Source organism: Arthrobacter sp. MDT1-49-2 (assembly GCF_059090185.1).
The window spans coordinates 283959-296210 of the sequence record NZ_JBNHFK010000001.1; the positions used below are offsets into that span (position 1 = coordinate 283959).

The 12252-nt window shown below is 66.1% G+C and carries 12 protein-coding genes; 6 read left to right on the top strand and 6 right to left on the bottom strand.

Annotated elements, in window-relative coordinates; translation table 11 throughout:
• Nucleotides 1–4 precede the first annotated feature (4 nt).
• The 3 genes from AC5RTS_RS01315 (at nt 5) to AC5RTS_RS01325 (ending at nt 3074) form a co-directional block, all read left to right on the top strand.
• Entirely contained in the window at nt 5–499 is a 495-nt protein-coding gene (locus AC5RTS_RS01315) for a GNAT family N-acetyltransferase (protein WP_493990263.1), read from the top strand.
• On the top strand, nt 496–1827 hold the full coding sequence (locus tag AC5RTS_RS01320) for an alpha/beta fold hydrolase (RefSeq protein ID WP_493990264.1): 1332 nt from the start codon (nt 496–498) through the stop codon (nt 1825–1827). Before AC5RTS_RS01315 ends, AC5RTS_RS01320 begins: the two co-directional genes overlap by 4 nt.
• A gap of 62 nt (nt 1828–1889) precedes the next feature.
• Nucleotides 1890–3074, top strand: coding sequence for a polysaccharide pyruvyl transferase family protein (locus tag AC5RTS_RS01325; RefSeq protein ID WP_493990265.1), 1185 nt, complete (start codon nt 1890–1892; stop codon nt 3072–3074).
• Nucleotides 3075–3167: 93 nt separating this feature from the next.
• Here AC5RTS_RS01325 and AC5RTS_RS01330 read toward each other — a convergent pair whose 3' ends face one another.
• From AC5RTS_RS01330 to coaE, 6 genes are all read right to left on the bottom strand, one after another.
• Entirely contained in the window at nt 3168–3743 is a 576-nt protein-coding gene (locus tag AC5RTS_RS01330; protein ID WP_493990266.1) for an NUDIX hydrolase, read from the bottom strand.
• Nucleotides 3740–5074, bottom strand: coding sequence for a hypothetical protein (locus AC5RTS_RS01335; protein WP_493990267.1), 1335 nt, complete (start codon nt 5072–5074; stop codon nt 3740–3742). The genes AC5RTS_RS01330 and AC5RTS_RS01335 overlap by 4 nt, the downstream gene beginning before the upstream one ends.
• A gap of 165 nt (nt 5075–5239) precedes the next feature.
• Nucleotides 5240–5428, bottom strand: a complete 189-nt coding sequence (locus tag AC5RTS_RS01340; protein ID WP_493990268.1) for a hypothetical protein — start codon at nt 5426–5428, stop codon at nt 5240–5242.
• Nucleotides 5394–5867, bottom strand: a complete 474-nt coding sequence (locus AC5RTS_RS01345; protein ID WP_493990269.1) for a hypothetical protein — start codon at nt 5865–5867, stop codon at nt 5394–5396. The genes AC5RTS_RS01340 and AC5RTS_RS01345 overlap by 35 nt, the downstream gene beginning before the upstream one ends.
• Nucleotides 5868–5912: 45 nt before the next feature.
• The gene (uvrB, locus tag AC5RTS_RS01350; RefSeq protein WP_227927833.1) at nt 5913–7994 is read right to left on the bottom strand and encodes an excinuclease ABC subunit UvrB; all 2082 of its coding nucleotides are present in this window, start codon (nt 7992–7994) and stop codon (nt 5913–5915) included.
• A 63-nt stretch (nt 7995–8057) separates the two neighbouring features.
• Nucleotides 8058–8684, bottom strand: a complete 627-nt coding sequence (coaE, locus tag AC5RTS_RS01355; RefSeq protein WP_493990270.1) for a dephospho-CoA kinase — start codon at nt 8682–8684, stop codon at nt 8058–8060.
• Nucleotides 8685–8751: 67 nt separating this feature from the next.
• Between coaE and AC5RTS_RS01360 the strand changes: the two genes are divergently transcribed.
• The 3 genes from AC5RTS_RS01360 to AC5RTS_RS01370 all read left to right on the top strand — a co-directional run bounded on the left by AC5RTS_RS01360 (nt 8752) and on the right by AC5RTS_RS01370 (nt 12209).
• Nucleotides 8752–9426: an IMPACT family protein gene (locus AC5RTS_RS01360; protein WP_493990271.1), complete on the top strand. Its 675-nt coding sequence runs from the start codon at nt 8752–8754 to the stop codon at nt 9424–9426.
• Nucleotides 9426–10580 (top strand): class I SAM-dependent methyltransferase, encoded by a 1155-nt coding sequence (locus AC5RTS_RS01365; RefSeq protein ID WP_493990492.1) that lies wholly within the window; start codon nt 9426–9428, stop codon nt 10578–10580. Before AC5RTS_RS01360 ends, AC5RTS_RS01365 begins: the two co-directional genes overlap by 1 nt.
• Nucleotides 10581–10895: 315 nt before the next feature.
• Entirely contained in the window at nt 10896–12209 is a 1314-nt protein-coding gene (locus AC5RTS_RS01370) for an ABC transporter substrate-binding protein (RefSeq protein ID WP_493990272.1), read from the top strand.
• Nucleotides 12210–12252: the final 43 nt, after the last annotated feature.

Sequence of the window (12252 nt, forward strand, 5' to 3'; positions counted from 1 at the left end):
ACCCATGCAGATCCGTCCCGCGCGCAAAGAAGATGTCCCCGTCATCCTGGAACTGATCCACGATCTGGCGATCTACGAAAAGGAGCCACACGCCGTGAAAAACACGGTGGAGGCCCTGGAAAAGAACCTCTTCGGGCCGCATCCGGCCATATTTGCGCACGTGGCAGTGGAACAGGGGCAGGTGCAGGGCTTCGCGCTGTGGTTCTTGAATTACTCCACTTGGGAAGGCGTCCACGGCATTTACCTCGAGGACCTGTACGTCCGGCCGCAGGCGCGCGGCAAGGGCATGGGCAAGGCGCTCCTGCGCACCCTGGCCGGGATCGCTGTCGAGCGCGGCTACGCCCGCGTGGAGTGGTGCGTGCTGAACTGGAATGAACCCTCCATCCGGTTCTACAAGTCCCTGGGCGCCGTTCCGCAGGACGAGTGGACCACGTTCCGGCTGACCGGGGAGGCACTGTCCTCCTTCGGCGGCTCCGCGGACTCGGACGGAGCGGCATGAGCACCCCGGTACCGCCTCTCCCCGTCCCCCACACGGCGTCGGCCCCCTACACGGTGCGCGGCATGAACGTCACCGACCACCGGTTCACCGTTCCGCTGGACCATGCCGTACCGGACGGGGAAAGCATCTCCGTCTTCGCCCGCGAGTACTCCGACGCCGACCTCCCCGCCGCCCGGGTGCGGGAACTGCCGTGGCTGCTGTACCTCCAGGGCGGACCCGGCGGCAAGGGCAGCCGCCTGCTGCAGCTCGGCGGCTGGACCAAGGCCGCTGCCAAGCACTTCCGCATCCTGATGCTGGACCAGCGCGGCACCGGGCTGTCCACGCCCGCGGACCGGCAGACCCTGGCCCTGCGCGGTGATGCCGCCGCCCAGGCGGACTACCTGACCCATTTCCGGGCGGACTCCATTGTGGCGGACGCCGAGCTGATCCGGCAGGCGCTCGGCTCGGGGCCATGGAGCACGTACGGACAGAGCTACGGCGGATTCTGTACCCTCACGTATCTCTCCTTCGCCCCGGAAGGGCTGCGGGAATGCCTGATCACCGGCGGCCTCGCCCCGCTTACCGGTCCCGCCGACCGGGTGTACGAGGCCACCTTCCGGCGCGTGGCTGCCCGCAACAACGAATACTTCGCCCGCTACCCCGGCGACCGAGTCATCGCCACACGGATAGCCCGGCATCTGGAAACCGTCCCCGAATACCTGCCCTCCGGCGAACGCCTGTCCGTCCGGCGCTTCCAGATGGCCGGCTCGTATCTGGGCGGCAACACCCGGGTGGACGGCCTGCACTACCTCCTGCAGGAGGCCTTTGTGCCCACTCCCGAAGGCGACAGGCTTTCGGATACCTTCCTGGAGACCATGCACGGCCTGGTCAGCAGGGCATCAAACCCGCTCTACGCGGTGATGCACGAGTCGATTTACGGGCAGGGCGAAGCCACGAACTGGGCCGCGTGGCGGGTGCTGCAGTCCCACCCTGAGTTCGAGCCCGCGGCCGCGGAGCCGCTGTTCACCGGTGAAATGGTTTATCCGTGGTACTTCGACGAGGATCCGGCGCTGGTGCCGCTGAAGGAAACCGCTGATCTGCTGGCGGAAAAGGCAGACTGGGGACGGCTGTACGACGCCGACCGGCTGGCACGCAACACCGTGCCCGTGGCGGCAGCGGTCTACACCGATGACATCTACGTGGACCGGGATTTGTCCCTGGAAACGGCAGCCGCGGTGAAGGGACTCCAGGTCTGGGAAAGCGCCGACTTCCACCACGACGGCATTGCCGACGACGGCGAAGCGATCTTCAACCGCCTACTGGGCATGGTGCGTGGCGCGGACGCATAACAGGCGCGCCGCGCACACCTGGCGTCACGGAGAGAGGAACAAACGCCGGATAGAGTGAGTGGATGGAAAATCGGCCCTATTACCTGGTAGCTACCGCCGGACACCCCAATTTCGGCGACGAATTCATCACCGCTTCGTGGATCAGGTACCTGGCCGAGGTGGCGGCCGAGACCGAAGTCTGGCTTGACTGTCCGGAACCCGGCACTGCGCAGCTGCTTTTTGGAGATTTGCATCCGCGCCTGCGCATCACCAACACTTTGTGGCGGGCTGTGTGGGAGGCCCGCGATCTTCCGCCGGCCGAGGCGGAGCAGCAGGTAATTCATCTCATCAGGAATCAGGGGTCCCCCCGGTATGACCTGGGGCTTGCCAAGCTCCGCGACGTCCAATCCCTGCATCTGCTCGGCGGCGGTTACGTGAACGGGGTCTGGCCCCGGCACACGGCCCTCGTCGCCGGCATGAAAGCCGTCAAGGACATTACCGGTGCGCGGCTGTATGCCACGGGACAGGGTCTCATGCCGCTGATCGGCACCGAAGCCGAGGCAGCGGCACTCTTTGACGCTTTTGACCATGTCAGTGTCCGTGACGCTCAGAGCGCTGCCGCTTACGGTCTCGAGCAGGGACTTGATGATGCGTTCCTTGGCGCCCAAGACGCAATATCGCTTGCGGCCGGCAGCCCGGCGGGCCTCTACATCTGCATCCAGAACGACATGAACGACGATGGCAGGTTCGAGAGCAACGTGGCCGTGGCACGCTCGTTGATCAACCGCTCCGCGGCGGAGGGGACTCCGGTGTACTACCTCGAGGCCATCCCCGGCGTCGACCACGCAGCCTATGCACGGCTGGCCGACTTGATTCCGGCCGACAACTTCATTCCGTTTACGGAGGTCTGGAACAAGGGGCTGCCCGTAGGATCCTCCCAGCAATGGATCACTACCAGGTTCCATTTCCATCTGCTGGCTTCGGCAGCGGGTGCCCGCGGGGTCGCCCTGAGCGTGAAGAAGGGGTACTACGACGTCAAGCATTCCTCGCTGACCGCGCTCGGCAGCGGGTGGGCGGTGGACGACGGTTCCGCATTGACCAGCCCGAATATGCCAGCCGTGAGCGGGCAGCTGGCACGCCGGCTTCCCGAGCTGGCTGCACGGAAGCGGGAAGAGGCCGCCACCCTTTACCCCGCCGCGCACCGTGCCGAGTCGCCGCTCGCAAAAACGTGGCGGCTGCGCTGGGCGTCCGGCCTGACAAGCCGCTGATGCTGCCGGCCCGCAGGGTGGCCGGCTGCCTTCGGCAAGGTCCCCAGGGGCGGCATGGACGTGCATCGAGTCGCTACACCTGAGGCGTGGCGGCTACCCCGCAGCCGAGAACAGCGTGTAGGCGGACAGCGTCAGCCCGTCGGCTATGCGGCCGGCCGCGATCAAACCGGGAATGTCCCCGAACGGAATCCATAAAAGGCCGTCTATCTCGCCGTCCAGGTCCCCGCTGCCGGCAGCGGACGCCACCGTGGCAGTGAGCACGTAGGCCGGCCCGGCCAGTAACGAGCTGTCGGCCCACACGGATCCGAGCAGGCGGAAGTCGTTACCTTCGAGTCCGGTTTCCTCGCGCAGCTCCCTGGCGCCGTCCGCAACGATCGCTTCCGAAGCAGCCTCGTTCACCGGCTCCCGGTGCTGCTGGGGGCCGGACGTGCCGAACCCGCGCGGAAACTCGAGAAACGAGCGGCCCGTCGCGGGACGCCAGTGCTCCACCATGGCCACACATCCGTTATGGACACCGACTACCACCACCCCCGGTGTTCCCTGATCGGCCACCAGTTTGTGCTGCCGCCAGGACCTGCCGTTGCGGCTGACCTCCTGCGCCCAGAGCTCCAACCGCGGCGGGCCGTCCCAGGCATAGACCAGTTCAGGTTCCTGCTGTTCTTCACTCATTGCTGCACCGCCGGGAAATGGATGTGGGCCCTCATCTTCTTTTTTCCTGACTCATGTAGTTCGAGGAACTCGGCCAACGGAACACCAACCAGCACCGCTGCAAGGGCCGAACCGACACCGGCAAACAGGCTGGAGAAGGCATCAGCGGCGACAGTGCCGATCAGCGCCGGTCCCAGGGTCAGCCCCACCCGGGTCCACGCCGCCCGGCGTGCCTGGCTGCGGCTTCTGGTGGCGTCGGCCTGCGAGACTGCGTAGGCAAGCCCGTCGGAGGTCTTCTGGCTGGGATGATCCTGCCATTCCTTGATTGCTGCCCGGGCCTGGTGGCGCAGCAGTGCATAGACCGGTGAGGGCATCCCGCCAAGCATGCCGACCAGGCTGCCGCGAATCTGGAGGGTGGAGCTGTCCTCTGCGGACGGGGTGCGCCGCCACCGGGGAATCCTCCGGGGCAGGGATTCCTGGGTGCCGGGATCGGCGCTGAACCGAAGCCAGTTGGTGCCGTGCATCGAGGCAAGGGCATCGAAGTAGGCGTTCATCCACCAGTCCCGCAGAAGTCTTTGGTGTCCGGACAGCTCGGAGGCATGCAGCCGCAGATAGGCCAGGGCGTCGGAGCGTTTCGTAGTCCCGGACAGGACCGTGAGTGCAGCCGCCACCGGACCACCATGGGCCTGCAGTGCTGCAGGGACGGGCCGATGCTCCAACGCGGCCGGCAGGTCGAATGTGCCGGACCACGGCTGAATGCGCAAACGGCCGTCATTGGCCTCGGCAAACCAGCTCTGCCACGCCCGCGCCAACCGTGCAAAAGCCCCGGTGGGTTCCTCCACCAGATGACCCGGATCCTCTGACTCTGTGGCTGCCTGAAGTTCGGCTGCGACCGTGCAGGCCACCTCCGCTGCTGTGCTCGAGCGCAAGCGGGTGCTGCTGCGCGCCCGCAGCCTTTCAGTCAGCGGTCCGCTGCCCGCGCCGAAGGCAGCCAGCGAAGAGAACTCGAAACCGGCCAGGAGCGTTGGATTCCGGGCATCCAGCATCATGGCCCGCAGGCTCTCCTCCAGCGAAGGTTTCCGCGTGGCAACAGCCAGCGCGCCGTCCAGCGACTCCGGCCTGCCGAGAATCTGCCGGATCCGGTCCGGCCCCAGAGTCAGGAAATAGGCACCGTCAAGCAACTGGGCGTCCAGCAGGAGGATGCGGCGGCTCAGCAGGTCGGCGGCACGTAGGACACCCGCGAAAGGCAGCACCTGCTCTGAATCGGCGCCCAGCGGTGCGCCGGTTGGCGGGCCACCCTCCAGGCTCCGCTGTTCGAGTGAGTCGAAGTCGAAGACGAGCGTCTGGTTCACGTCAATTATTGCGCGATGGCTGTTGCCGTTCGCCGCGGAACTGCCGCGGTTACCCTGATACACCCTGTCCCCCACCCAGTTGCCCGTCAGGGCCTGTCCATCCCCTCGGGCACAGGACCCGGGGGTACTTCCGTCGGCGGCCGCCGAAGAGCCGGCAGCCTTCGGCTACAACGGCTTCTTTGCCAGTTCCTTCACCCAGTCGGGTGTCTGCCGGCCCAGTTTCTTGTCCGTGGTGACACGCAGTTGGGCGGCTCGGATCTGGACGCGTTCCTGGTCGCGGCGGTGCGCGACGGCGGTGGCTGCCGGCCGGCCGCCATGCCTAGCTTCCGGACTCAGCGGTATCGCCTTGCTCATGCTCCGCCTCCTTCGTGGGTGACCCGTCGATACCGTCATTGTCCCCCACTATTGCGGCCGCGTCCATTAAGGTGGTCAGCGGTTCATCGGAGGCAATGCTGATGATCGCAGCCTCCTCTTCACCGGCCAGGTCGCTTTGGGCCAGCAGGTTCAGGACACCCAGACCGGTTTCCTGCCGGTGGGGATCCTCGGAGAGGGAGGCATCGATGGCCCACTGTGCCCGCGCCCACCACTCAGAGCGCCGGTCTGCTTCCCGGCGCTGTTCCAGGGCGGCCGCATCCGCCCTGCGCCGCTGATCCAGTGTTTTCCAGCCGATCACGAAGGTGAGGATGGCCGCGGCAAGCACAGCCAAGGGTCCCAGGGCTCCGAGTATTTCCCACCACGGGGTATCCACGGCAGCAGCGGGCACCGGCGCGGGGCTGGCCTGAGGGGAAACCATCAGCCCAGCCTAGCGCCGGGCAGTGACAATGCGGGTGAAGCCGCCCTAGGCGTGCCCGGCGGACTGCATCTGCCGCAGTTCCTTCTTCAGGTCGCCCACCTCGTCGCGCAGGCGGGCGGCCAGTTCGAACTGCAGCTCGGCCGCGGCCGCATGCATCTGCTCGGTCATGGAGGCAATCAGCTCGGTCAGGTCTTCCGCGGGGGCAGCGGCCAGTCCGTCCTTGCGGACAGCCTTGCCCTTGCCCTTGGCCTTCTTGTTCCTGGCCGCTTCCTCCAGCAGTGCCTTGGTATCGGCGTCCTCACGGGCCAGCTGATCGGTGATGTCGGCTATCTTCTTGCGCAGCGGCTGCGGGTCCACGCCGTGCTTCTTGTTGTAGGCAATCTGGATGTCGCGGCGCCGGTTGGTCTCGTCGATGGCGTGTGCCATGGAGTCGGTGATCCGGTCGGCGTACATGTGCACTTCACCCGACACGTTACGTGCGGCACGGCCAATGGTCTGGATCAGCGACGTGGAGGAACGCAGGAAGCCTTCCTTGTCAGCGTCAAGGATGCTCACCAGCGACACTTCTGGCAGGTCCAAGCCTTCACGGAGCAGGTTGATGCCCACCAGCACGTCAAAGGTTCCCATGCGCAGCTCACGCAGGAGCTCCACGCGCCGCAGGGTATCCACGTCGGAGTGCAGGTACTCCACCTTGACCCCGTGCTCGAGCAGGTACCCGGTGAGGTCTTCGGCCATGCGCTTGGTCAGGGTGGTCACCAGCACGCGCTCGTCCCGCTCGGTGCGGGTACGGATCTCGCCCAGCAGGTCATCGATCTGGCCCTTGCTGGGCTTGACCACCACCTGCGGGTCCACCAGGCCGGTGGGTCGGATGATCTGTTCCACGTAGCCGTCCGACTTGGACAGTTCGTACTTGCCCGGGGTGGCGGACATGTATACGGTCTGGCCGATCCGCTCCAGGAACTCGTCCCACTTCAGCGGCCGGTTATCCATGGCCGAGGGCAGCCGGAAGCCGTGGTCCACCAGCGTCCGCTTGCGGGACATGTCGCCTTCGTACATGGCGCCGATCTGGGGAATCGTCACGTGGGACTCGTCCACCACGAGCAGGAAATCGTCCGGGAAGTAGTCCAGCAGGCAGTGCGGGGCGGTGCCCGGGCCGCGGCCGTCAATGTGCCGGGAGTAGTTCTCGATGCCGTTGCAGAAACCCATCTGCTGCATCATTTCCAGGTCATAGGTGGTGCGCATGCGCAGCCGCTGGGCTTCCACCAGCTTGTTCTGGGATTCCAGTTCGGCCAGGCGCACCTGCAGTTCATCCTCAATGTTGCGGATGGCCCGCTGCATCCGGTCCTCACCGGCGACGTAGTGCGACGCCGGGAAGACGTACATCTCAGTCTCTTCATGGATGACGTCGCCCGTCAGCGGATGCAGGGTGTAGATGTTCTCGATCTCGTCGCCGAAGAACTCGACGCGGATGGCGTTTTCCTCGTACATCGGGATGATTTCCACGGTGTCGCCCCGGACCCGGAAGGTGCCGCGGTGGAAGTCCATGTCATTGCGCACGTACTGCATGGCCACGAACTTCCGCAGCAGATCATCACGGTTCATCTGCTGGCCGCGCCGCAGTGTCACCATCTGCTCGATGTACTCTTCCGGGGTTCCCAAACCGTAGATGCAGGAAACGGTGGCCACCACAATGACATCCCGGCGGGTCAGCAGCGCGTTGGTGGCGGAGTGCCGCAGCCGTTCGACTTCCTCGTTGATGGAGGAGTCCTTCTCGATGAAGGTGTCCGTCTGCGGAACGTAGGCTTCCGGCTGGTAGTAATCGTAGTAGGAAACGAAGTATTCCACGGCGTTGTTCGGCAGCAGCTCACGGAATTCGTTGGCCAGCTGGGCGGCCAGGGTTTTGTTCTGCACCATGACCAGGGTGGGCCGCTGGACCTGTTCCACCAGCCAGGCCGCGGTGGCACTTTTGCCGGTACCGGTGGCACCGAGCAGGACAATGTCCTTCTCTCCGGCGTTGATCCGTTCAGCCAGTTCCTTGATGGCGGTGGGCTGGTCACCCGCGGGCCGGTAATCGCTGACGACCTCGAAGGGCGCCACTACTCTCTTGATGTCCTGCGCAAGACTCATGTCTACAAAACTACTCCGCCCTGCGGTCAGCCGTGGTCCGCTTTGCTACGGGCTGAACGGGAATCAACCGGGCCCGGCGTCGCCCGGTTTGCTCCTGTTCAGAGGCATCAGTGTCTGTTCCCACAACCGGCGGACCGCGGCCACCAAATCTTCGGGGGTCCCGGTGTTGTGCAGGACAACGTCGGCGGCCGCCGCGCGCTCCCCGGCGGTGGCCTGCGCGGCGATCCGTGCCCGTGCCGCGGCGGGATCCATCCCGCGGTCCCGCACCATCCGGGCCAGGCGTTCCTCCTCCGGAGCTTCCACCACCAGCACAAAGTCGAAGTTTCCGGCCTGGCCGGTCTCCACGAGCAGCGGAATGTCCTGCACCAGGACGGCGTCCTGCGGGGCCTCGGCCGCCAGCGCCGCGGCAAGGGCACGTACCCGCGGATGAATGATGGCGTTGAGTACTGCCCGGCGTTCAGCGTCACCGAACACCACTGCCGCCAACGCTGCACGGTCCAGGCTGCCGTCTTCCGCAAGGACGGCGGGGCCGAAGGCGTCGACGACGGCGGCGAGTCCGTCAGTGCCGGGCTCCACCACCTCGCGGGCCAGGGCATCGGCGTCGATCAATACGGCGCCGCATTCCACGAGGGTGCGGGCCACCAGGGATTTTCCGGCAGCGATCCCGCCGGTGAGTCCAACCTTGAGCATGCAGCCCAGCCTACCGCCGGGGCCGCGGGTTCCTGGGCCGCCACAGCCGGCCCAGTAGACTAAAAGGGTGAGTGATATCGACGCGGCGGCGGGGTGCTACACCACCCTCGCCGCGGAGCACCGCTCCGAGCTGGAGATCAAGCGCTCCCGGTTCATCACGGTGCTGCGCCGGACCGAAACCGAAGAGCAGGCACGGGCCCTGGTGGCCGAGCTGCGCCGCGAGTTCCATGATGCCCGGCACCATTGCAGTGCCTTTGTCCTCGGTCCCGGACGCGAAATCCAGCGGTCCAACGACGACGGTGAGCCGTCGGGTACCGCCGGTATCCCCATGCTGGAAGCCCTGACCAAACGGGAAACGGCCGGCGGTGCCACCGACCTCAGCGACATCACGGCAGTAACGGTCCGGTACTTCGGCGGCATCCTGCTGGGTGCCGGCGGGCTGGTCCGGGCCTACTCCGAATCCGTCTCCGCTGCGCTGTCCACCGCTCCCCTGCTGGTACGCCGCCGGATGCAGCTTTATGCCGTCCCGGCCGGCCACGCCGAGGCGGGGCGGCTGGAAAACGACCTGCGGAATGCCGGCCTCAGCGTCACCGGCACCGAGTACGGGGCGGCAGGAGCCAGTATCACCGTGGCCCTGCCGGACACCCCGGGCAGTGCCGAACTTTTTCACGACCGGCTGGCAGCCTTCACCGCCGGGGGCAGCACCCCGGAACCGCTTGGAACAGAATGGATCGACCTGTGATGCAAGACCTCGCCGTGACACCCGGGTTTTCTTTCGAGAACCTCAGCCGCCGGCCGGACGTGGAAGCGGAGAACCTGCAGGCCCACGATGCTGCGGACCGGCTGATGCTGGACACCGCCGCAGACCGCCTGCGTGCGGACCCGGCCGGCGTCGTCGTCATCTCGGACGCCTACGGCGCGCTGACCCTGGGCGCAGCGGCGCTGCACGGCGTGCGGGACCTGCGGGTCCATCAGGATCCGTATTCCGGTGAGCTGGCGCTGGCGCGCAATGCCGACGCCGCCGGGATGACACGGGTGTACCGCTCGCTGCCGCTGAATCCGGCGCTCGTGCAGGGAGCGCGCACCGTGCTGCTGCGGCTGCCGCGGTCCCTGGATGCACTGGAGGAAATCGCAGCACTGATCGCGCGGCATGCGGATCCCGGGGTGGTGGTTTATGCCGGGGGCAGGGTCAAGCACATGACCACCGCCATGAACGCCGTCCTGGGGCGATGGTTCGGCTCCGTCTCCGCCGGCCTGGCCCGGCAGAAATCCCGCATCCTGACCGCAGCCGGTCCGCTGCCCGCTGACCGCCTGCCCGTGGACCGGTTTCCGCTCGCCCAGCAGCACGACGTCGGGCTCACCGCACCCCTGGAGCTGCGGGCCTACGGCGCCGCGTTTGCCGGCGCGTCCCTGGACATCGGCACCCGGTTCCTGCTGCCGTACCTGGCGCAGGCGCGGCAGGCGTCGTCCGCAATCGATTTGGGCTGCGGTACGGGGGCCATCGCCGCGTATCTGGCGCTGACCCGCCCGCAGATGCAGGTGCTGGCCACGGACCAGTCAGCCGCAGCCGCTGCCTCGGCGGCCCGGACCATGGAAGCCAACGGTGTGGCGGACCGGGTAAGGGTCCGGCGGGATGACGCCCTGGCCGGCATTCCGGATAGTTCCGCCGAACTGGTGATCCTGAACCCGCCGTTCCATATCGGTGCCAGCGTGCATGCCGGAATCGCCCTGAAGCTGTTTGCCGACGCCGGCCGAGTGCTCGTCCCGGGCGGGGAACTGTGGACGGTATGGAACAGTCATCTGGGCTATAAGCCGGCCCTGACCCGTCTGGTCGGCCCCACCCGCGAAGTGGCCCGCAACCCCAAATTCACTATCACCGTGAGCACCCGCACCTAAGCACCCGCACCTAAGCGGTCGGTCTTGCGGGCTTCCCGGCCCCCGGCCGGCGGCGTTCCTTCCCTCCGGCCTCTGAGTTCCACCCGCCCGTCCCGGTGCTGATTTCCGACGCGAGAGAGCGCTCTCTTGACAGTGACCGTTGTCACACCTAGGCTCACACGGAGATCAGAGAGCGCTCTCTCCGGCATTTTGCGGACCGGCTCTCTTTGGGTATCCGCTTTTCAGTCCCGCCCCGGCGGATCAGGCCCGGTTGCTGTCCCGGCACGGTCCACACAGATATCACCACCGGCTAGACCCACACACAAAGGAGTGACCGTGAAGAACTTTAAACACCGGGCAGGGGCGGTGGCAGGCGCCGCAGCTCTCGCATTGCTCGCCGCCGGCTGCGGCGGCGGCGACAGCCAGGCCGGAACCGCGGAGGATCCACTGGAAATCTCCATCACCACCTTCGGCACCTTCGGCTACGACGATCTCTACGATGAATACGAAGAGGCGAACCCGGGCATCAAGATCCGGCACAACAACATCGACCGCGGCGCCAACGCCCAGACGGACCTCTTCACCAAACTGGCCGCCGGGTCCGGCGTCAGCGATGTTGTGGCCATCGAAGAAGGCTGGCTCGGCGCGGTCATGGAGGTCTCTGACGAGTTCGTGGACCTGAACGAGTACGGGGCCGAGGACATCAAGGACAACTGGGTCGACTGGAAATACGAACAGGGCACCGACGCCGAGGGCCGGGTTATCGGTTACGGAACCGACATCGGGCCGCAGGGTCTCTGCTACAACGGGAAGCTCTTCGAAGCTGCCGGCCTGCCGAGCGACCGCGAGGCCGTCGCCGAGCTCTTCGGCGGCGACGACGCCACGTGGGACCGCTACTTTGAACTCGGCCAGCAATACCACGAGAAGACCGGACTCGGCTGGTACGACCAGTCCGGGTTCGTTTGGAACTCCATGGTCAACCAGATGGAGGAGGGCTACTACACTGCCGACGGCGAACTGAACATTGAGGACAACGCCGCCATGAAGGAACAGTTCATGCAGCTCGCTGCCGGCACCGAGGCCGGCCTGTCCGGCAATGAGAAGAAGTGGGACTGGGGCAAGGGCCGTGCCTTCACTGACGGTTCCTTCGCTACGTTCGTGTGCCCGGGCTGGATGCTCGGCACCATCCAGGAACAGCTTGAATCAGCCGGCGGCAGCGAAGACTCAGGGTGGGACTTCGCCGATGTCTTCCCCGGCGGAGCGTCCAACTGGGGCGGCGCGTTCCTCTCCGTTTCGGAAGAGTCCGAACACAAGGAGGAAGCAGCAAAGCTGGCCGCGTGGCTCACTGCCCCCGAACAGCAGGTCAAGCAGTCCGCCGCAGCCAACAACTTCCCCAGCACCCTGGAAGCACAGAAGCAGCTTGCCGCGGATGCCACACCCAACAAGGTCTTCAACGACGCTCCTACGGGAGCGATCCTTGCCTCCCGTGCAGAAGGCGTGAAGGCACAGTTCAAGGGTCCGGATGACTCGGTCATCCAGGAGAAGGTCTTCGGTGCCGCTCTCACACAGCTTGATGAGGGCAAGCTGGACGGCGAAGGTGCCTGGAAAGAGGCAATCAAACTGCTGAACGAGCAGGTCGAACAGGACTAGCTCCCCCGTCGGGGCCTCCGGGAGACCGGAGGCCCCTCATGGA